This window comes from Geothrix campi (genome assembly GCF_024609265.1).
In the GTDB taxonomy this organism is placed as follows: Bacteria; Acidobacteriota; Holophagae; order Holophagales; family Holophagaceae; genus Geothrix; species Geothrix campi.
On sequence record NZ_JANHMP010000001.1, the window covers coordinates 544,936 to 565,420 of the forward strand.

General features: G+C 64.8%; 13 protein-coding genes and 2 tRNA genes. 9 read left to right on the forward strand and 6 right to left on the reverse strand.

Annotated features, from left to right (window positions below):
- Positions 1 to 6: 6 nt before the first annotated feature.
- From mnmA to NOV65_RS02655, 4 genes are all read right to left on the reverse strand, one after another.
- Entirely contained in the window at positions 7 to 1,092 is a 1,086-nt protein-coding gene (gene mnmA / locus NOV65_RS02640) for a tRNA 2-thiouridine(34) synthase MnmA (protein ID WP_425250834.1), read from the reverse strand.
- Between the two features lie 82 nt (positions 1,093 to 1,174).
- Positions 1,175 to 3,061, reverse strand: a complete 1,887-nt coding sequence (locus NOV65_RS02645) for an LTA synthase family protein (protein WP_257304023.1) — start codon at positions 3,059 to 3,061, stop codon at positions 1,175 to 1,177.
- Positions 3,062 to 3,239: 178 nt separating this feature from the next.
- Entirely contained in the window at positions 3,240 to 5,459 is a 2,220-nt protein-coding gene (locus tag NOV65_RS02650; RefSeq protein WP_257304024.1) for an LptF/LptG family permease, read from the reverse strand.
- A gap of 75 nt (positions 5,460 to 5,534) precedes the next feature.
- A complete protein-coding gene (locus tag NOV65_RS02655) occupies positions 5,535 to 6,521 on the reverse strand; it encodes a KpsF/GutQ family sugar-phosphate isomerase (protein WP_257304026.1) in 987 nt (328 codons plus the stop codon).
- Between the two features lie 179 nt (positions 6,522 to 6,700).
- Here NOV65_RS02655 and NOV65_RS02660 point away from each other — a divergent pair.
- Positions 6,701 to 6,776: transfer RNA gene (locus NOV65_RS02660), tRNA-Ile, on the forward strand.
- 67 nt (positions 6,777 to 6,843) lie between these two features.
- Here the strand turns inward: NOV65_RS02660 and NOV65_RS02665 are convergent.
- Positions 6,844 to 7,560 carry a FadR/GntR family transcriptional regulator gene (locus NOV65_RS02665; RefSeq protein WP_257304030.1) on the reverse strand — a complete coding sequence of 239 codons (717 nt, stop codon included), beginning with the start codon at positions 7,558 to 7,560 and terminating at the stop codon, positions 6,844 to 6,846.
- Positions 7,561 to 7,720: 160 nt separating this feature from the next.
- On the opposite strand from NOV65_RS02665, the gene NOV65_RS02670 reads away from it, so the two are divergent.
- The 8 genes from NOV65_RS02670 to dinB all read left to right on the forward strand — a co-directional run bounded on the left by NOV65_RS02670 (position 7,721) and on the right by dinB (position 17,831).
- Positions 7,721 to 9,478 carry an L-lactate permease gene (locus tag NOV65_RS02670; RefSeq protein WP_257304031.1) on the forward strand — a complete coding sequence of 586 codons (1,758 nt, stop codon included), beginning with the start codon at positions 7,721 to 7,723 and terminating at the stop codon, positions 9,476 to 9,478.
- A 96-nt stretch (positions 9,479 to 9,574) separates the two neighbouring features.
- The gene (locus NOV65_RS02675; protein ID WP_257304033.1) at positions 9,575 to 12,430 is read left to right on the forward strand and encodes an FAD-binding and (Fe-S)-binding domain-containing protein; all 2,856 of its coding nucleotides are present in this window, start codon (positions 9,575 to 9,577) and stop codon (positions 12,428 to 12,430) included.
- On the forward strand, positions 12,427 to 13,173 hold the full coding sequence (locus tag NOV65_RS02680; RefSeq protein WP_257304035.1) for a (Fe-S)-binding protein: 747 nt from the start codon (positions 12,427 to 12,429) through the stop codon (positions 13,171 to 13,173). Before NOV65_RS02675 ends, NOV65_RS02680 begins: the two co-directional genes overlap by 4 nt.
- On the forward strand, positions 13,163 to 14,596 hold the full coding sequence (locus NOV65_RS02685) for a LutB/LldF family L-lactate oxidation iron-sulfur protein (RefSeq protein ID WP_257304037.1): 1,434 nt from the start codon (positions 13,163 to 13,165) through the stop codon (positions 14,594 to 14,596). Before NOV65_RS02680 ends, NOV65_RS02685 begins: the two co-directional genes overlap by 11 nt.
- The gene (locus NOV65_RS02690) at positions 14,589 to 15,272 is read left to right on the forward strand and encodes a LutC/YkgG family protein (RefSeq protein ID WP_257304039.1); all 684 of its coding nucleotides are present in this window, start codon (positions 14,589 to 14,591) and stop codon (positions 15,270 to 15,272) included. Before NOV65_RS02685 ends, NOV65_RS02690 begins: the two co-directional genes overlap by 8 nt.
- A gap of 36 nt (positions 15,273 to 15,308) precedes the next feature.
- Positions 15,309 to 15,385 (forward strand) — tRNA-Met (locus NOV65_RS02695).
- 594 nt (positions 15,386 to 15,979) lie between these two features.
- Complete coding sequence (locus NOV65_RS02700; RefSeq protein WP_257304041.1) at positions 15,980 to 16,336, forward strand: hypothetical protein; 357 nt, start codon at positions 15,980 to 15,982, stop codon at positions 16,334 to 16,336.
- Between the two features lie 298 nt (positions 16,337 to 16,634).
- Entirely contained in the window at positions 16,635 to 17,831 is a 1,197-nt protein-coding gene (gene dinB / locus NOV65_RS02705; RefSeq protein ID WP_257304042.1) for a DNA polymerase IV, read from the forward strand.
- Between the two features lie 66 nt (positions 17,832 to 17,897).
- On the opposite strand, the gene NOV65_RS02710 is transcribed toward dinB, so the two are convergent.
- On the reverse strand, positions 17,898 to 20,444 hold the full coding sequence (locus NOV65_RS02710) for a ligand-binding sensor domain-containing protein (protein ID WP_257304044.1): 2,547 nt from the start codon (positions 20,442 to 20,444) through the stop codon (positions 17,898 to 17,900).
- Positions 20,445 to 20,485 lie beyond the last annotated feature (41 nt).

A 20,485-nucleotide genomic window follows, 5' to 3' on the forward strand; every position in this document is an offset into this window, starting at 1 on the left:
CCGGCTTCATGCGGGCCGGGTGTCGATCCAGCCCCCACCCAGCACCTCGCCGTCCCGGTAGAAGACCACGGCCTGACCTGCCGCGATGGCCCGCTGGGGCTCCGCGAAAGCGACCTTGAACCGGCCATCGGGCAGGGGGATCACCAGGGCCTCGGCCTCTGGGGAGCGGCTGCGGATGCGAGCCTGACAGGCCAGAGGTCCCCGGGGAGGGACGTCCACCCAGCTCAGTTCCCGGGCCACCAGGTCGTGGCCCAGGAGTTCGGTCTCGCCGCCGACCCAGACCGTGTTGGTGGCGGGTTCGACCCGCACCACGTACAGGGGTTCGGCATAGGCCACGCCCAAACCCCGGCGCTGGCCCACCGTATGTCGCCAGTAGCCATGGTGCCGGCCCAGGATCCGACCATCCAGGTGGCGGATGTCCCCATCTCCTTGACCAGGGTCGCGGCCCTCGGCCTCCAGGAAGGCGTCGTAGCGGTCCTGGGTGACGAAGCAGATTTCCTGACTCTCGGGCTTCTCGGCCAGATGCAGGCCCAGTTCGGCGCCCAGACACCGGACCTCGGGCTTGGTGAACTCAGCCAGAGGGAACAAGGTTCGCGCCAAGGTGGCCTGCGTGTGGTGGAAGAGGAAGTAGCTCTGGTCCTTGGCCGGATCGGAGGCCTTCCGGAGGTGCCAGCGTCCGCCCTCCTGCGTGATGGTTGCGTAGTGGCCTGTGGCCAGGAAGGGGGCCCCCAGGGATTCGGCCCGCTCCATCAGTGCCGAGAACTTGAGGTGTTGATTGCAACGAATGCATGGACTGGGAGTTTCACCGGCCAAGTATCCCTGGATGAAGCCTTCGATGACGGTGTCACGGAAGCGGGTCTCAAAATCCATCACGTAATGGGCGAACCCCATCTCATGCGCCACCCTTCGGGCGTCCTGGAAGTCATCAAGGGTGCAGCACTTCCCATCTGAAGTTCGGGTCGTCTTCTTGTCGAAGAGCTGCATGGAAATGCCGATGACCTCGTATCCGGCCCGGTGGAGCAGGGCGGCCATCACGGAGCTGTCCACCCCCCCAGACATGGCGGCCAGAACCCTGTCTCCTGGCTTGAGCAGCGGATGCTCCGACAGGGCCTTTTGAGCGCGGGAGAGTAATGAACTCACGATTCAACTTTCCTGAGGAGGCAGGGGAAGGCGGTCAGTTGTATCTCTTTGCTTTGAAGAGTTCATAGGCCGTCTGGTAATAGGCTATGGCCAGATCATCGTGAACGGTGCCTTCCGGAAGCAGGTGATATGCATCCTTTTCAGCGTCATACACCTTGGATACCCGAGTGCCATGGAGGCCAAGGATGGTGAGGACTCCATCTTTCATCAGAGCCACATGATCGTTGTGATTGAACAGCAGGACCCGCCCGGATTCCGGTGTGTTTAGCGCATCCTGACCGAACCACGGCGCGGTGTAGGGCAGGCCGAGGAGACCCATGAGGGTAGGGGCCAGATCGATCTGGGACATGAGGCCATCTGATCGCCGGGGAGCCAGGCGGCCAGGGGCATAGAACATCAAGGGGATCTCGTAAGTCTTCAGGGGGATTTCCTGCCGTCCGTAGACTCTGGCGCCATGGTCCGCCACCACGATGAAGAGGGTGTTCTTGAACCAGGCACGGTGTTCGGCATCCCGCAAAAAGCGCCCCTGGGCGAAATCGGCGTAGCGCACGCCGGATTCCCGGCCTCCGCCCTTGGATTTCACCCCGATGGATTCCAGGCCGGGTCGGAAGGTGTAGGGCTTGTGATTCGAGGTGTTCATGATGTGGATGAAGAAAGGCCCGCCTTTGGCCGATTGTTGATCCGCGTAAGACAGGGCCATGTCGAAGAGATCCTCGTCCGAAACCCCCCAGATGTTCTCGAAGCGGGGTTTGGTCTTCAGGTTGGTCCGGTCGAGCACCTCATAGCCATTGCTCTGGAAGAATTCATTCATATTGTCGAAATAACCATAGCCACCATAGAGGAAAGCCGTCTGGTAGCCCTGGCTTCGGAGGACTGAGCCGAGGGTGGCCAGCGACTCATGCCCGGGCCGCCTCAGGATCGCTTCGGTGGGAACCGGAGGGATGGAGGCGGTAATGGCTTCCAGGCCCCGGACTGTGCGGGTTCCCGTGGCGTACACATGCCTGAACCAAAGCCCCTGCTGGGCAAAGTGGTCAAATTCGGGGGTCCAATTCCGTGTCGAACCATAGAGCTGACTGAACTCAGCCCCGAAAGACTCGCTCGAAATGAGAACGACATTCATCTTGCCCAACCCATCGGGTCGGGCCGGGAATTGGCGATCCAGGCGACCTTCCGATAGCCGGGTGAAGGTCCCGGTTCCGGTGGATAGCTGGGTCGTCAGGCGCTTCAGGTTCTCGGCGGGAGCGCGGGATGCGAAGTAGGCGTGGTAGTCGATTTCGCTCGTGCGAAGGGCCCGGAAGAAGCTGGAAGGGCCATTGGCCTCAAGTTCGTTGGTGACCCGGTTGGCCGAAACCCCGAAGAGGTTGGTGGGAACCCAGACAATGGCCAAGGCCAGCAGCCCGCAATAGACGGCCATGACCAGACTGCGCATCTTGAAGCTCACGGGCGAGGTCAGGGCCTTCGTCCATTGGGTGCGGAGTTTCCAGGTGGCAAGGCCGGCGACCACGACGCAGGCAAGCAGGATCTTGACCACGGGGTACTCGGACCAGATATCTCCTGCAACTTCTGTGGGATAGATGAGGTAATTCACTGACACCAGATTGAACCTGGAGTTGAATTCCTCGAAGAAGAAGAACTCGCAAGCCGCCAGGAAGAGCCACCCGAGGGCGTACAGGAAGGTGAAGGCGGGAGGAACCAAAGCTCCCTTGCTGGAACCTTTCAACCACAGGTAAAGAGCCAAGGGCAGCAGGAAGTAGAGAGACTGCACGGTATCGGAGATCATGCCGGCCGGGAGGACCCAGAGCAGTGACGTGATCGCTACATGCGCTTCCCGGCCGAACCCCACCCACAACACCAATCGAAGCAGCAGGCCGAGGACGAGGTACCCCGCAGTGAACTGCAGGATGGGGCGATACCGGTCCACCAGGACCTGGGGAGTCGGGGAGGGAATGGTCTGGTCAGAATTCCGGGAAATGGCCAAGAACGTCCTTTCAAAAGACAAAAAGAAGTCCCGCCCTGGGAAAAGGACGGGAACCCTGCATGTCCATTGTCTCATCTCCGGCAGGCGGGTCCAGGGGTTCGGCACACCGGGAAAGGCGATCTTAGGTCCGCAGCTTCGATACGCGAACCAGGGCACTCCCGCCCAGGAGAAGAAAGGGGGCGAGGATGCCCCAATAGGCTGGAATCTCAGAGGCTCGGGCCGCTCCTCCGAACAGGGTCTGGAGCCCCAGGAACACGAGCCCGCCGACCAGACCGAACCCGATGGCCTGGCCTCTCCCCTGACGAGGGCCCGGGAAGGCATACGAGAGCATGGCCAGAACGAGAAGAGGACCAGCCAGCCAACCCAGGAGGCGACTCCACAGGAGGTAGGAGCGCTCAGGATCTGGAGCCCAGCGCTGCCACTCGATCAGGTCCAGGGTCTTGGCTTCGGAAGCGGAGGGGGCTGCCCGAAGGGCCCGATCGGGGAAAAGCACCTCGGTGGCCGGCCCCGCCACCAAGTGGGCCCCGCCCCAGGCAAGGGCTTCTGAGCGCCCGGTGCCGGGTTGCCAACGGAGCAGAATCGGAGCCTCGCCGGGGCTTTTCAGTGGGAAACCCCAGCGGACATCGGGAGAGAGGTGCCACAGGACGCCAGTGGAGCCGAGGTACATCCAGGGCGCTGTGGAGGCCGATCCCTGAGGGCGCTGAAGGATCTGATAGTACAGCACCCGGGCCTGGGTTCTGGCCAGGGGGGCCAGGCCGGCCTGGAGGAGGAAGGTGGCCAGAGCCACAGCGCCCCAGGCGAAGCGGCTGGCCCAGACCCACTGAAGCAGGCTGACACCGCCGGCACGGATGGCCAACCACTCCCGGTTGAGGGCGGCTTCAGACAGGGTGAGCATGCTTCCGAGAAGAAAGGAGATGGGGAAGGCCACTTCCAGAAATGGAGGGAGATTCCAGATCCAATATCTAATGAATACAATTAGATGAATATTGTTCTTCGACAGGTCTCCGGCGAGGTTGGAGAACTCGATGAGGAGGTCCAAGGCCAGGAGGCTGCCCAGGGTCAGACCCCAATTGCGCCACCAGGCGAGCGTGGACCAGTGGCGGAATATGCCATGCCGGGTTCCCTGACCGTGAACCCATTGAAGAATCGAAGCCTTGGCGGCAGCCAGTCGGGCGTGGAGGGGACCGAGATGCAGTGCGTGTCTCAGTGCGCGCATAGCAAGCCCGCCAAGGCCTGGGCGCGTCCGGTGGGGCGAAAGTCGATGGCTGAGAATGAACCAGCCGGCGACAAGGAAGAGGAAGGGAAGTATGAGTGTCGGATAGATCGATTTAACTTTTCCGCCCAACAGCATGTTTTCAAGGTATTTCATCAACAAGTAGTAGACCAGGATCACTCCCAGGCTCTTGAGGACAGCCCCTCCCCGGTAGAACCGTGGGTGCCCGAAGCCCAGCGCGATCCCCATGAGCAGCAGGGAGAGGCCGGCGAGGGGCAGGGTGATCCTCCTGCTGAGCTCGATGGCCGAGAGCTGTCGCTGAGGGATGGGAAGCCGGACATCTCCATAGGTTTGAAACAAGGCCCTGGAGGACTCGTACCTTAGTGGGACAGGGGTGAGCAGGCGTGGGCCAGCTGGAATGGCAAATCGCAGGATCTGCTGTTCCTGCTTCAGATGGATGACGCTGCCATCCCCGGAAGGCTGATAGAGCACGCCTTGAAGGTCTGAGAGATGGAGTCGGATTTCAGAATTTCCGAACGACGTGTTCTCCAAGGCGTAGGTCATCTTGGAGGCGGTCATGTGCTGAGTGCCCTGGGGGGTGGACTCCATGAGGTGGATTTGCCCACCCTCCGATACCCAGAAGGCGGTGTCGGGGGAGCCTGGTGGGTGCCAGGGGGGGCTGCCCGGGCGGAGGAACCGAGCCTTGGCGGCCTCAGACATCTTGCGCCGAAGGGTCTGCTGCAGGTTGGCGGAAGCTGGCACCAGGAAATGGGCATTGACGGAAGCCAGCAGCAGCAGTCCGCAAGCCATGATCGACCAGGGCGTGAACCATGTCCGACGTCCTGCGCCAAGCCCCTGGGCCGCCACCAACTCGGAGCCCTCCATCATCTGCTGGGTGCCCAGCAGCCCTCCGAGCACTGCGGCCATGGGCAGGACCATGGAGAAGGTTTCGGGGAGCGATAGGAGAAGGAGGGGGAACATCCAGCGCAGGGGGGCTCCCTGCGAAAAGATCTCCTTCGAGATGGCCACCATTTCCCAGGAGACCAGAAGGAAGCCGTAGAAGAACAGCGCCCCGAGGAGAGGGGCCGTCCAGCGACGGAGGATGTATCGGGTCAGAACGGAAGGCACTTTGGAGTCCAGATTTAATTTTCGATAATGTATATTATGTAACCTTGAATCAACGCCAATGCCTCAGCCTTGAACTTACAAAACCTTTGCTGTGAGTAGATCGTGGATGTGGATGAGGCCTTTGGGATGGTCCGCCTGCCCAACCATCAGGAAGGTGATCTTGCGGGCTTCCATGTCGCCGGCTGCTTCCAGGGCCAAGGCGTCTTCGCTGATCATCGCCGGGGTGCGGGTCATCATCTGCTCCGCCTGGAGATCGAGGGGATTCCGTCCCTCGCGCTCGGCCGTTTCCAGGGCGCGCCGGATGTCGCCGTCCGTGATGACACCCAGGAGTCTGGGCCCGTCCATGACGCTGGTCATGCCCAGCCGCCCCCCCGTCATGCTCCTCAGCACGTCAGTCAGTCCTGAGGCGGCCGAGACCGCGGGCCAAGATTTGTGCATCAAAGCCTTCACCTTCATCAGCTTCGCACCAAGACTTCCAGCGGGGTGATTGAGGGCGAAATGATCCCGGGTGAAACCTCGACGGGACATGAGGCTGGCGGCTAGCAGGTCCCCCCAGATCAGCTGGAGCGTGGTGCTGGCCATGGGCGCCAGATCCAGGGGGCAACCCTCGCCCTGGGGCAACCGGTAGGTGAAAGTCCAATGGGCGGCCTGCCCCAGGCTGCTGTCGGGCCGGGCGGTGATCGCCGCCATGGGAATCCCCAAGCGGACCAGACTCGGAAGCAATCGGACCAATTCTTCGCTTTCCCCGCTGTTGGACAGGGCGAGCACGGAATCCTCCCGAGTCACCATCCCGAGGTCGCCGTGCAGGGCCTCCGCCGGATGGAGAAACAGGCTGGGGCAGCCCGTGGAGGCCAGAGTGGCCGCAATCTTCTGGGCGACGAGCCCGGACTTGCCCATGCCGGTGAGCACCACCCGGCCGGAACGGGACAAAACGCTGCCGCACCAATCCTCTACTTGCGCCGGATCCCAGCTTTCGCGCAGGTCCCCGAGGGCGGCCAGCGCCGCGTCCAGCACGGCCTTTCCAGCTTCTGCATCCCCTGCGACCTGGTTCTCGTCCGTCACGGTTCCGACTCCGATGGGGTGATGAGCAAAGGATTCATGCTACCAGCCATTCTCCATCTCCTCCCCCTGCCCCAGGCCCTGCCATTCCTGAAGATCGTGGCCTCTGCTTCCTGCAGAGAGACCACGCACTCTGTGGCTTGAGGCCGGAGAACCGCATCTGCGTTTGCTACACTGGCCCCGGCCCTGTAGCTCAGCGGTCAGAGCTGGCGGCTCATAACCGCTTGGTCGTGGGTTCGAACCCCACCGGGGCCACCAACCGTGGGGCACCAGCACAAGGTGTGCGGGTGCCCCTGTTTCCGGTCGCGACGAGAACAGATGCGCTTTAGACGATCCACTTCCTCAGCTCGCCCTCCGCGAAGCTCAGGTGCGCCAGCATGGCTTCGGAGGCCCGCTGGGGCGATCCCGAGCGAATGGCCTGGAGGATCTCGGAGTGCTGATCGATGATCCGCTGAGGGTTCTGGACGTTGTCATGGTACAGCTGCCGCCGGGCCACGGAATTGGCCTTGGCGAACTCTTCGGACACGGTCTTGAAGAGCTTGGTCAGCAGGCTGTTGTGGGTGGCTTCGGCGACCGCGTAGTGGAAGGCGGCATCGAACTCCTCACCCTTCTCTGAGTCATTCAGGTTGAGCCGCTCCCGCATGTTCGCCAGCATGGATTCAATCTGGTCGAGCTCCTCGAAGGTGGCCCGCTGAGCCGCCAGACTGGCGGTGGCGGTCTCGAAGATCCGGCGCATCTCGAACATGTCGAGGAGCGAGTTGCGCTCCACCGCCAGGAACATGGCCAGGGGCCGGATGATGTCGTCGGTTTCCGTGCCCCTCACAAACGTGCCCTCGCCGGGCCGGATGTCGATGATGCCGAGCATCTCCAGCGTCCGGATGGCTTCCCGCACCGAAGCCCGGCTGACCTGGAACCGGTCGGCCAGATCGCGTTCGGCGAGGAGCTTGTCGCCGGGCTTCAGCTTCCCGTCAGCGATGAGGTGCTTGATCTGCTCCACGATCTCCTCGTAGAGCCTCCTGGACTTGATGGGCGTGAGTTCCATATCCAAACATCCTAAATGATGAAAAGGTAAATAGATGCGAAATGTGATCAAAAGCAGCCGTCTTGCCTATGGTCTGACCACTAGACCCATTGTAGGCTTCCACCAGGATCTTTCCAAAAACTCTACCTCTTCATCCCCTTACCCCCATCTTGGAGGCTGCATGACCCCCTGGACCCAAGTCTATTCCCCCGTCGCGGGGAATATCTTCCTCTCAGCCCTGGTGGCTGCGTTGCCAGTTTTCGTATTGCTGGGCTTTCTGGCTAAACATGTGAAGGCCCACTACTCAGCCATTCTGGGCCTCATCACCTGCATGGCGGTCGCCATCCTCGTCTACAAGATGCCCACGGGCATGGCCGGCATGGCCGCCGTCAATGGCGCGCTGTTCGGCCTGGCTCCCATCGGCTGGATCGTGCTGAACGCCATCTTCATCTACGACATCACGGTGAAATCCGGTGATTTTGAAGTGGTGAAGCACTCCATCGCCGGTCTGGCCGCGGATCGCCGCATCCAGGCCCTGCTGATCGCCTTCAGCTTCGGTGCCTTCATCGAGGGCGCCGCCGGTTTCGGCACGCCTGTGGCGATTTCCGCAGCCATGCTGATCGGCCTGGGCTTCCGTCCTCTTCAGGCCGCCGGCATCGCCCTCATCGGCAACACGGCTCCCGTGGCCTATGGCGCCCTGGGCAGCCCGCTCATCGCCCTCGCCGGCGTGACCGGCCTTCCTCTCGAGATGCTGAGCGCCGCCGCGGGCCGCATCCTGCCGATCTTCTCCCTGATCGTGCCGTTCTGGATCATTTGGACCATGGCCGGGCGCAAGGCGATGCTGGAAGTCTGGCCGGCCTGCCTCGTGGCGGGTGGCAGTTTCGCCATCACCCAGTTCCTCGTGAGCAATTTCCACGGCCCCTGGCTGGTGGACATCATCGGCGCCATCGTCTCCATGATCGCTCTGGTCCTGTTCCTCAAGATCTGGCAGCCCAAGACCATCTGGCGCTACGAGCACGAGCGTGAGGATGCGCACGAGGTCGCTCCCGACCACAGCACCGGCAAGGTCGTGAAGGCCTGGATGCCCTGGGTGTTCCTCTCCCTGTTCGTGTTCGCCTGGGGCACCCCCCAGGTCAAGACCTTCCTGAATGGCGGCACCAAGGACAAGCCCAACTTCCTCGCCGGCTACACCACGAAGACCTACGAGATGCCGCTCCTCCACAAGATGGTCATCAAGGCTCCTCCCGTGGTCGCCAAGGCCTCGCCTGAACCCGCCACCTGGACCCTGAACTGGCTCTCCCTCACGGGCACCAGCCTGCTGCTGGCCGGCATCTGCAGCGGCCTGCTGGCCGGGTTCGGCCCCCTGGAGCTGCTCAAGATCTTCGGCAAGACCATCAACCGCGTGAAGATGTCCCTGCTCACCATCGCCGCCATGCTGGCCCTGGGCTTCACCTCCAAGTCCGCCGGCCTGGATGCCACCATGGGTCTGGCCTTCGCCAGCACCGGCGTCCTCTTCCCCTTCTTCAGCGCCATGCTGGGCTGGCTGGGCGTGGCCCTCACGGGCAGCGATACGTCCTCCAACGTGCTGTTCGGCGGCCTCCAGAAGATCACCGCCCAGCAGCTGGGTCTCAACCCGATCCTCACCGCCGCAGCCAACACCACCGGCGGCGTCATGGGCAAGATGATCGACGCCCAGAGCCTCGTGGTGGCCTCAGTCGCCACCAACCAGCAAGGCGAGGAAGGCACCATCCTCCGTTATGTGTTCTTCCACAGCCTGGCCCTGGCCGCCATGGTCGGTGTCGTGATCTTCCTCTATGCGAAGGTCCTGCCTGCCAACTTCATGCCGCAGCTGCCCCCGGCTCCCGCTGCTGTGACGGCTCCAGCCCCCGCAGCCCCAGCGGCTCCTGCCACCCTGCCCGCCCCCGCCCCTGCCAAGTAGGCCGGGCGGCTTCCTGACGTAAGACCCGGGTCCCGCCGCGCCTCTGCAGGCCGGCGGGACCTTTTTCGCGATCGCCTGATCCAGAGGATGTTTCTCATGAGCACCGCCACCGCCACTTCCCTGAGGGAATCCCTCGTGTCCATCGTCGGCCCCGACCGTGTCCTCGACCGGCCGGTGGATCTGATCGCCTTCGCGTCCGATGCGAGCTTCTACCGGCTCATCCCCAAGGCCGTGGTCTTCGCGAGCAGCGTGGACGATGTCCGGGCCCTGTTTCGGCTCAGCCAGGAGCTCGGGGTTCCCATGACCTTCCGAGCCGCGGGCACCAGCCTCTCGGGACAGTCCGTGTCCGACGGCATCCTGGTGGAAGTGGCCCGCAACTGGCGAGGCATCCAGGTGCTGGAGGGTGGCGCCAAGGTGAAGGTGCAACCCGGCGTCATCGGTGCCCATGTGAACCACGCCCTGCGCCCCTATCGCGCCAAGATGGGCCCCGATCCCGCCTCCATCAACACCTGCACGGTCGGCGGCATTCTTTCCAACAACTCCAGCGGCATGTGCTGCGGCGTCACCCAGAACGCCTACCACACGCTGGAATCCCTGACCTTCGTCCTGCCCTCGGGCACGGTGATCGACACAGCCGCGCCGGATGCCGACGCCCGATTCCGCGAAGCCGAGCCGGCCCTGGCAGAGGGGTTGTTGAGGCTCAAGAACGACCTCGAATCCAACCGGCCCCTGGCTGAGCGCATCCGTGCCAAGTACCGGATGAAGAACACCACGGGCTACTCGCTCAATGCCCTCATCGACTTCGACCGGCCCGTGGATATCTTCCGGAACGTGCTGGTGGGCTCCGAGGGCACCCTGGCCTTCATCGCCGAGGCGGTACTGAACACCGTTCCCGATCTTCCGGTCAAGGTGACGGGCTTCCTGATCTTCCCCGATCTCCATGCCGCCTGCGCGGCCATCGTCCCCCTGCGCGACGCCGGTGCCGCCGCTCTGGAGCTGCTGGACCGTGCCTCGCTCCGCTCCGTGGAGAACCAGGCCGGCGTGCCCCCCACCATCAAGACCCTGCCCGAGGGCGCCGCCGCCCTCCTGGTCGAGTTCCAGGGCAAGGACGAATCCGCCCGCGCCGAACTCGAGCGCCTGGCCCTGGACGCTGCCGCCCACCTGACGCTGCTGGAGCCCGCCCGCTTCACCCACGATCCTGTAGAGCAGGCCCTCATGTGGAAGATCCGCTCCGGCACCTTCCCCTCCGTGGGCGCGGTCCGCCAGCGGGGTACCACGGTCCTCATCGAGGATGTGGCCTTCCCCATCGAGAAGCTCGCCGATGCCGCCGTGGACCTCACGAAGCTCTTCGCCAAGCACCGCTACGACGAGGCCATCCTCTTCGGCCATGCCAAAGACGGCAACCTGCACTTCGTCATCACCCAGTCCTTCAACGACAAGGCTGCCGTGGATCGCTATTCCGCGCTCATCGACGATGTGGTCGAGCTGGTGGTCAAGAAATACGACGGTGCCCTGAAGGCCGAGCACGGCACGGGCCGCAACATGGCGCCCTTCGTCGAGGCCGAGTGGGGGCCCGAGGCCAAGGCCGTCATGGAGCAGCTCAAGAACCTGGTCGACCCCCAGCGGCTGCTGAACCCCGGTGTGATCCTCAACGCCGACCCCAAGTGCCATCTGTCGGACCTGAAGCCCATGCCCGGCGTAGAGGAAGAGGTCGATAAGTGCATCGAATGCGGCTACTGCGAGCCCAAGTGCCCCAGCCGCGAGCTGACCCTCACGCCCCGTCAGCGCATCGTCGTACGCCGCGAGATGGCCCGCCTCGAATCCAATCGCGAGAACCCCGCCCTGCTCTCCTCCCTGCGTGAGGCCTTCCCCTACATGGCGCTGGATACCTGCGCGGTAGACGGCCTTTGCGCCACCGCCTGCCCCGTGAGCATCGATACCGGCCAGCTCACCAAACGGTTCCGCCGTGCCAGCCACAGCCGTCGCGCGCAGAAGATCGCCCTTACGGTGGCGCGCAACTTCGCCACGGTGGAGCCGGCCATGCGCCTGGCTCTCCGGACCGGCCACATCGTCCAGGGTCTCTTCGGCCCCAGGGCCATGCCGTTCATCACCCGGATCATGAAGGCCTTCGGTGCCTCCCATCAGTGGAGCCCGGAGATGCCAAAGGCGGCGAAGGCACCGCTCCCCGCGACCTCCCTGGAGGGCGCCCAGGCCATCTACTTCCCGGCCTGCATCTCGCGCATGATGGGCCACCTGCCCGGCGAGCCCGAGGACCTGAGTCTGGTGGAGGCGTTGGTGAAGGTCTCCGCGCGAGCCGGCTACCCGGTCCACATCCCCTTCGACGTGGAAGGCACGTGCTGCGGCGTGCCCTTCTCCTCCAAGGGCTACGACGAGGCCCACCACTACACGGTGAACCACGCCATCGAGAAGTTCTGGGAGTGGAGCCAGCAGGGCCGCCTGGCCATCGTCATGGACACCAGCCCCTGCACCTATGGCGTGCTCACCAGCCGCGGCTACCTCACACCCGAGAACCAGGCGAAGTTCGACAAGCTGAAGATCATCGACAGTACGGCCTTCGCCAACGACGTGCTGCTGCCCCGTCTGAAGGTGACGTACAAGGTGGGCTCCGTGGTCCTCCATCCCGTCTGTTCGGTCACGAAGATGAACCTCCTGCCCCAGCTCGAGGGAGTGGCCAAGGCCTGCGCGGACAAGGTCGTGGTGCCGCGGGACGCCGGTTGTTGCGGCTTCGCCGGTGATCGGGGCTTCACCCACGCCGAGCTGACCGCCTCGGCCACCAAGCACGAGGCCAGAGAGGTGAAGGCCGGGACTTTCGATGGCTATTACGCCAGCAGCCGCACCTGCGAGGTCGGCATGACCCGTTCCACGGGCCAGGTCTACCGAAGCTTCCTATACTTGCTCGAATCCGCGACCCGACCGGAGGCCTCCAAGTGAACGGCACCAAACCCAAGAAGGTCTACTTCTACGGCACCTGCCTGGTGGATCTGTTCTTCCCCGACGCCGGCATGGCCGGCATCCAGCTCCTGCGCCGGGCCGGCGTGGAGGTGGTCTTCCCGGAGGGCCAGACCTGCTGCGGCCAGCCCGCCTTCAACTGCGGCTACTGGGAAGAGGCCCGGGACGTGGCCCGTACCCAGGTGGCCCTCTTCCCCGAGGACCTGCCCGTGATCCTGCCCTCCGGCAGCTGCGCAGGCATGATGAAAGTCCACTATCCCGAGTTGTTCCACGGCCAGCCGGACGAGGCCAAGGTCAGAGCCTTCAGCGCCCGGGTCTACGAGCTGACCCAGTTCCTCGTGGATGTACTCGATGTGAAGCTGCAGGATCTCGGCGAGCCCGTGAAGGTCACCTGGCACAGCTCCTGCCATGCGGTCCGCGACCTGGGTCTGAAGGGCGAGCCCCAGGCCCTCATCGGCCAGCTCTCCAACGTAGAGCTGGCCCCGCTCGCCAGGGAGTACGAGTGCTGCGGTTTCGGCGGCACGTTCTCCGTGCGGCACCCGGAAGTCTCCGGGGCCATGGTCGCGGACAAGATCGCCGATGCCACCGCCACCGGAGCCTCCGTCGTCCTGTCCACGGACGGCGGCTGCCTGATGAACGTGAACGGCGCGCTGGAAGCCAAGAGCAGCAAGCTCAAGGTCCAGCACATCGCCGAATTCCTCTGGGAGCGCACCCGTGCACGCTGAGAAAGAGATCCACTTCCGCGATGCCGCCGCCAAGGCCCTGCTGGATCCCCAGCTCCGGGCCAACTTCCGCCGCGCCATGGACGGCCTCATCGCCAAGCGCCTAGCCCAGTTCCCCGATCCGAGGGATCTCCAGGACCTGCGCGACCTCAGCACGGCCATCCGGTCCCGCAGCCTGCTCTGTCTGCCGGAACTGCTGGAACAGCTCGAGGCCAGCTGCGCCAAGAACGGCATCAAGGTCCACTGGGCCGAGACCTGCGAACAGGCGAACCAGCTGATCCTGGGCATCCTCCAGGCCAAGGGCGCCAAGACCCTGGTCAAGGGCAAGAGCATGGTCTCCGAGGAGATGCATCTCAACGCCTTCCTCGAATCCAAGGGCATCGAGGCTCTGGAATCCGATCTGGGCGAATACATCATCCAGCTCGATGGCGAGACGCCGAGCCACATCATCATGCCGGCCATCCACAAGAACAAAGATCAGATCGCCCGGCAGTTCAGCCAGAAGATCAAGGACGCGAAGTACACCGAAGATGTCGACGAGCTCACGGCCATGGCCCGGAAGGTGCTGCGCCAGAAGTTCCTCGATGCCGATGCGGGGTTGTCCGGCGTGAACTTCGCTGTGGCCGAAACCGGTACCCTCTGCCTGGTGGAGAACGAAGGCAATGGGCGCATGAGCACCCATGTCCCGCCCCTCCACATCGCCGTCATGGGCCTCGAAAAGGTCGTGGCACGACTGGAGGACGTGGCGCCGCTCTACGCCATCCTCACGCGCTCCGCCACGGGCCAGGCCGTGAGCACCTACTTCAACCTGATCACCGGCCCCCGTGGCGAGGGCGAGAAGGACGGCCCCCAGGAAGTGCATCTGGTCATCCTCGACAACGGTCGCTCGCGGATCTACGCCGATCCCCAGCTGCGCGCCACCCTGCGCTGCATCCGCTGCGGCGCCTGCATGAACCACTGCCCCGTGTACACCCGCGTGGGCGGCCACGCCTACGAGGCCGTCTATCCAGGTCCCATCGGCAAGATCCTCACGCCGCAGATGGAAGGCGTGGGCGTCCGTCACGACCTCATCCACGGTTCCAGCCTCTGCGGCGCCTGCGGCGAGGTCTGTCCTGTGGAGATCCCGATTCCCGAAATCCTGGTGCGTCTGCGCCGGGAGGCCACCCACGAGGACATGGGTTCCACCGTGGTGGGCAAAGGCACCGGCCGCACGGCCAGCGAGGACTGGGCCTGGCGCCTCTGGGCCGGGGTGCTCAAGCGTCCTGCCCTCTACCGCGTCGCCACCTGGTTTGCCACCCGCTTCGGCAAGGCGCTGCCCGCCAGCGCACCGCTGATCAGGAACTGGACCCAGTCCCGCACCAAACCCGTTCCGGCCCGCCGTTCACTGAGCGAGCGCATGCGCGCCGAGGGAGTCTCCCATGAGTAGTCCGAACCCGTCCGCTCCTGATTCCCGTACCGCCATCCTCGGCCGCCTTCGCGCCGCCGGCGATTCCGGCCCCCTGCCGGCCCTCGACACGGCCGTCCTCGAGCGCCGCCAGTGGGATCCCGCCGAGCGCGTCACCCGGCTGCGCAAAGGCATGGAGGCGGTCCACACTGAGTTCCTCGATGCGAAGTCGGATACCTGGCCCGCCGTGATCCGCGTCTTCTGCGAGCGCGAAGGGCTGAAGAACCTGCTCTACGGCCCCACCAGCGAGGCGGGTTCCGCCCTGGCGGCCGCCTGGGCGCCCGAGGGACCGCAGCTGAAGCCCTACGACCGCCCCGTGGAGGCCTTCAAGCAGGAGTTGTTCGGGGACATCGATGCGGGCTTCACCGGTACCGTGGGTGGCGTCGCCGAGACCGGCGGCCTGCTGCTGATGCCCGGCCCCGCCGAACCCCGGCTCATGTCCCTGGTGCCGCCCGTCCACATCGCCTTGCTGCGGGCCTCCACGATCCAGGACAGCTTCTGGTCCGCCGTGAAGGCCCTGGGCTGGGGCCGCGCCCTGCCCCCCAATGCTCTGATGATCTCCGGTCCCAGCAAGACCGCCGACATCGAGCAGACGCTCGCCTACGGCGTCCACGGTCCCAAGCGCCTCATCGTGGTGCTCGTGGATGATCTGAAGTAGACGCAGACCCGCGCCCACGCTAGACTGCTCCTTCATGGCTGGGTAGCTCAGGTGGTTAGAGCGAGGGTCTCATAATCCCTAGGTCGGCAGTTCGAGTCTGCCTCCAGCCACCACACAGAACACCGGAGCCGATCGGCTCCGGTGTTTTTGTACGCCCACCCAAGCCATCAGACTCGGACTGCCGAGAAAGTGTGGCGGGCCGGTAGGGGCCAGGTGGAGACGCCCCAGTGGGGCGTCGGAGCCGTCGGCCCCGGGCCCAGCCACGCGCCAGTTCGAGTCTGCCCGACGGCATGCACGTACCTCGGTCGGAATCAGTTGTCGGGTGCCGCGAAAATGTAGCCAATCAGAGGAATGGTGCTCGCTGCGGGCTTGGCCAACCACGCGTCAGCTCAGGCCTGCGACCTCTGGATGCTGCGCATGCGTGGCCAAGCAGAGGATGGATTCAGGGCCCTTCCGGAAAACAGTCCGCGACATGGGAACGGGTCAACACCCTTCCACAATGGAGAGTTCTGTCTAATTTGTACCGGACCGGCCAGGGTTGCTAAAGTCGACTCGAAACACATACTGTGTTGGCCTTTTTCTTATGCCTCGTCAGGCATTATCGAGTCTGAGGGGGGCCATGACGCATTCGGCTCGACTGCCCCACCCCACCCGGCTGAGGGAATGGCTTCGCCCAGTCAGGGCCAGTCCTGCTTGCGGGTTCGAGGGTGTTCCGCCGGGATTTCTCCGGCGCAACCGGGCATTCTTTCAGCATTTCCTCTTCGACCTTTCCCCGGCTTTCAGAAGGAGATGAAACGATGGCACCTCATGTGGATCATGTGGAAGTCCTGGATAAGAAAATCACCGAGCTTAGCTATGCCCTGGCTCATCTCGGTAAAGGCACCGAATTGAGCGAATTGATCCGAATCATCAAGGGTGGCGGCTGGACCACCCCTGCGGAATTCGCTTTTACAGAGGCAATCATTGATTCAATGCAGGTTCAGGTAAAAGCGCTGAGCAACCTGAATATGAAGTTGTTGGCGGCCGGCAAGCTCGTGGCCACCAAAGAACTGGTGGCCAGATAAGGCCAGGCCCCTTCAGGTCGAGGTCGGGCCGTCACACCTTCGGCTCGACCTTCCTTTCAATCCGTCCGAAGCGACACCGGAGCCCTGCGCTCCGGTGTTTCGCCTGATAAAGGGCGCAGAATGGGGCCGCCGGGAAGCAACGGCGGCCCCATAGCGCACACGGGCCCGGTTGGGCCTGCCTGACACCACTTATTCCAAGTCCCGGGTGTTCACCTGCCGAGCCGGCAGGTTCCCGCCATACTGACGCTCCCCGGGAACCCGCGGATCCCGGTCTGGTCATGGACCCGCAGGAGACACGGTGATCGATTCCGGGCGCGCAGAGCTGGAAGGGTCCACAGGATCCGTCCACCACCGCCGCATCGCCCACCTGGACATGGATGCCTTCTTCGCTTCGGTGGAGCTCCTCGAACACCCGGAATTGAGGGGTCTTCCCGTCGTCGTCGGCGGCCGGCGACCTGCGGCATCGGGAAAGGACTATCCGAGGCTGAAGGACTACGTCGGCCGCGGCGTGGCCACCACGGCGACCTATGAGGCCCGCGCCTTCGGGGTGCGCAGCGGGATGGGGCTCATGAAGGCGGCGGCCCTGGCCCCGGATGCGATCCTCCTGCCGGCCCACTTCGATGCCTACATCAAGGTCTCACGGGCCTTCAAGGCCGCCGTGGCGGAAGTGGCGCCGCTGATCGAGGATCGGGGCATTGATGAGATCTACCTCGACTTGACGGACGTCCCGGGGGAGTCGCGGGAACTGGCGCAACGACTCAAGGAGGCCGTCCGCCAGGCCACTGGACTCACCTGCTCCATCGGAATCACGCCTAACAAGCTGCTGTCCAAAATCGCCTCCGAGCTGCAGAAGCCGGATGGCGTGACCATCCTTGGATTCGTGGACATCCCGGCCCGGATCTGGCCCCTGTCCTGTTCGGCCATCAACGGCATCGGACCCAAGGCCAGCGCCAAGCTGGAAGGCTTCCACATCCGCACCATCGGAGAGTTGGCGCAGGCCGATCCGGTCTGGCTGGTGGAACAGTTCGGTCGGAGCTATGGGGCCTGGCTCCATGAGGCGGCGCATGGCCGGGACGGAGGGCCTCTGACCCTGTCCAGGGAGCCGAAGTCCATCAGCCGGGAGACCACGTTCGAGCGGGACCTTCATCCCAGGCTGGATCGCGAGGTGCTTTCGCACATCCTGCTGGATCTCTGCGAGCGCCTCTCCCAGGACCTGCAGCGCAAGGGCTACCTGGCTCACGCCATCGGAATCAAGCTGCGCTACGACGATTTCACCACCCTCACCCGCAACCAGACCCTGGACGTCCCCATCGCGGATGCCACCTTGCTGCGGGCCGCCGCCCGGGCCTCCCTGAAACGGGTCCCCCTGGACCGAAGGCTCCGCCTGCTGGGCATCCGTGCGGGCACGCTGGTGAAGGCGGGGGACTACACCACCTCCCCGGCAAGGACAGCTCTTGTGGCGGAACCAAGCCTCTTCGACGGGCTGGATCCTTAAGGGACCTGCCCTCTGGCAGGCCTCCAGGACAGGTGGCAAGAACCCCGTTGGGAGGCCTTCGGCAGTTCAGGTCTTCGTCCCGCCCTCTTCCCGCTTGGCCGCTCTGTGCCGCTCGGGGTAGAGGGCCTCCGAACAGTCGGGACAGATGCCATGGGTGAAATCCACGTCTGAGTGGGCGCTGATGTAGTGTTCCAGCTGGTTCCAGTAGCCCTTGTCATCACGGATCTTTTTGCAGCTGGCGCAGATCGGGAGCAGGCCGGAGAGCTGCTTCACCTGGCCCAGTGCCGTGGACAGGGCGGCGTTCCTGGACTGGAGTTCCTCGGTCCGCTTGGCAACCAAGGCCTCCAGGTCCGCTTTGCTGCGGGCCAAGGCCGCCACGCGCAGGCGCAGGATGACCAGGCCGGCCCCCAGGAAGGCCAGGCCACCCAGGCCCAGAGCCCACCAGGTGCGCCACCAGGGCGGCAGAACCTGGAAGTCGAGACTTGTCACCGGACCGAAGGCGCCATCCCGGACGGCCGTGCGGACCTCGAAGCGATAGTGCCCGCCCGGGAGCGTGGTGTAGCGCACCACGGGGCTGTCCACCTCCCGCCATGCGTTCTCGAGACCCACGAGCCGCACCTGGAACCGCGTCTGCCGCTCATCCTGGTACGTTGGCGCCGCCACCCGGAAAGATACGGTGGCTTCCCGGTTCGCCACCGGCGGCAGGGGGCCGTAGGGAGGCTCCAGCTGCCGGGTCCCGTAGGCGAACTGGAGGATGTGTGCCCGCACGGACGGAAGCGGCGTCCCGGAGTCGCCAGCTTCGTAGCGTACCAGCCCTGCGGCCGTGCCTACCCAGATCCGACCCTTCTCGGCCAGCAGGGCCTGGATGGCGCAGTCCTCGCTCACCATCCCGTCCTGCTCCCCGATGTGGAGAGGCGGATCCAGGCGATCCAGGCCCTGGTCCGTGGTGGCCCAGGTCTGCCCCCGGTCGTCCACTTCCACCGCGTAGATCTGGTTCGAGTGGAGGCCTTGGCCCTTGGTGCGCTGGTCCAGCACCGTGAGCCGGTCTCCCTCCACGCGGATCCGCGTGAGCCCCTGGGGCTCCTGGTAGTGCACCCAGGCGCTCCCATCAGGCAGAAAGGCCATGCCGTAGAGCCCGAACGACAGGAGTCCCTGCTTTTCCGTGAATAACCTCCAGGACCCGCCAACCTCCCGGACATACAGTCCCGCGGTGGTCGCAGCCCAGAGGCGGCCCCGGGCATCCTCCCGGATGCGGAAGACCCCGAGAGTGCCGGTTCCAGGGGCCTTCACGTCCTGGATGAGGCGACGCAGGGCTGGGTCCCAGCGGAGGATGCCGTACCGCACGTGACTCAGCCAAACCTGACCTCTTGAGTCCTCCATGACGCTGTTCACGGCAAAGCCGAAGTCCCCCAGGGGGGCGACTTCGGCTTGATGGCGCCCGGGCCGGAGCCAGAGGGTCGGCCCGATGGTGCTCACCATCCAGAGGGTGCCGGCCCGATCGAGGGCCAGGTTCTTGATGCGCTGGCCCTCGGTGCCCGGGATGCGCAGGACGGCCGTGGGGGTCACCCGCATGGCCCCGTCATCGGTGGCGGCCAGGATCTCGCCTCCCGGATTGCGAATGATGGACCAGACCACCTCGCCGGAGGTCCCCGCGGCCAACGAGTGATTCCAAACGCGGCCGCCCCCCTGGAGTTGGGCCAGGGCGGTGCCCAGGATCCAGAGGGTGCCCTCCCGATCCCGGAAAACCGTCCGGACCCACCGGAACGGCAGACCCCCGCTGGCGTCGACGCGTTCGGTCCGGTCGCCCGAGAGATGCACGGCCCCCACCTGGGTGGGAAGCCAGATGGAACCATCCGCATCCAGAAAGGGGACACTGTTGGGAGAGAGGCTCGCGCCCAGCCGCCCAGATTGGTCTTTGAACCGCGGTGCATCTGGCGATTTCACCGCCAGGCTCCGACTGGAACCCACCCAGATCCTGCCGGCCCCATCCTCCACCACCATGGATACCCCATCGGCCGGGAGGCCCTGCGCGGGGCCCCAATCCTTCCGGGACCCATCCGCCAGGAAGGTGGTGAGGCCCGCTTTCGTGCCCAGGTGCATGGCGCCCCTGGCCCCGGCCGCCAGCGTGACGTTCAGGCCGGCCGGCCGGGGGGCCCGGAACCGGAACTGCAGCCCCTCCTCCTGGACGAACAGCCCTTCGTGGGTCATGGCCCAGAGCCGGCCCCGATGATCGAGGGCGAGGGCATCCACGGGCGGGGTTCCCGGCAGGGTGCCCAGGCGGGCCGGCTCGATGCGCCCCTCCCGCAACCGCACCAGGCCCCGCAGCGTGGCCGCCCACACGCCTCCCTCCCGAGCCGGGACCACCCGGTGGATGAACCCAGAGGGAAGCCCGTCTTCGCGGGTCCAACGACGGCTGTGGCCGCCTTCGTAGCGGAGCAGGCCGCTTTCCGTCCCCACCCAGAGGAACCCCTCTGCGTCCTGGGTCAGGGCGGTGATGGCTCCAGAGGGCAGGCCCTGGGCCGGACCCAGCACGGCAAAGGGGCGATGCCACCCCTCCGAGGCCAGGCAGAGGACCCCCAGCAGTCCCGCCATGATGACCCGGATCCCCAGCATGCCCACTCCCACCCAGTTCGGTCTCTATCGGTGCCGCCGCC

Excerpts from the sequence above, each read along its gene's own strand:
- NOV65_RS02665 (WP_257304030.1), bottom strand. The coding sequence starts at position 7,560 with ATGGAACTCACGCCCATCAAGTCCAGGAGGCTCTACGAGGAGATCGTG.
- NOV65_RS02670 (WP_257304031.1), top strand. The coding sequence starts at position 7,721 with ATGACCCCCTGGACCCAAGTCTATTCCCCCGTCGCGGGGAATATCTTC.
- NOV65_RS02675 (WP_257304033.1), top strand. The coding sequence starts at position 9,575 with ATGAGCACCGCCACCGCCACTTCCCTGAGGGAATCCCTCGTGTCCATC.
- NOV65_RS02690 (WP_257304039.1), top strand. The coding sequence starts at position 14,589 with ATGAGTAGTCCGAACCCGTCCGCTCCTGATTCCCGTACCGCCATCCTC.
- NOV65_RS02710 (WP_257304044.1), bottom strand. The coding sequence starts at position 20,444 with ATGCTGGGGATCCGGGTCATCATGGCGGGACTGCTGGGGGTCCTCTGC.